Annotated in this window: 1 pseudogene; it reads left to right on the top strand. The window is 58.8% G+C overall.

What is annotated here, in order from left to right:
* Window positions 1-47: 47 nt before the first annotated feature.
* Window positions 48-242 (top strand): annotated as a pseudogene (locus ACQ4LH_RS21030) (AIR synthase-related protein); the annotation flags it as partial.
* Window positions 243-275 lie beyond the last annotated feature (33 nt).

The following is a 275-nucleotide window of genomic DNA, read 5'->3' as shown; positions in this document are numbered from 1 at the left end:
GAGATCGCTCAGTTCGTCTCGTGGGCCGGAGATGTGTATAAGAGACAGATGTGGATGAGCACGAGATGCACCGCGTACTCAACTGCGGCGTCGGCATGGTTATCTGCGTGGCGCAGGATCAGGTCGAAATCMCTCTGCAACCCCTTACCGCCGCTGGCGAGCAGCCGTGGGTGATCGGCCAGATCGGCACAGCTGCCGAAGGTGCCGCCCAGGTCGTGCTGAACAACCTGAAACAGCACTAATGTCGGTACCGATGCCAATAGACTGCAATGTGG

It is taken from the genome of Pseudomonas peli (genome assembly GCF_050563605.1).
GTDB classification, from domain to species: domain Bacteria; phylum Pseudomonadota; class Gammaproteobacteria; order Pseudomonadales; family Pseudomonadaceae; genus Aquipseudomonas; species Aquipseudomonas peli_A.
This window is presented reverse-complemented; position numbering and strand designations above follow the sequence as displayed.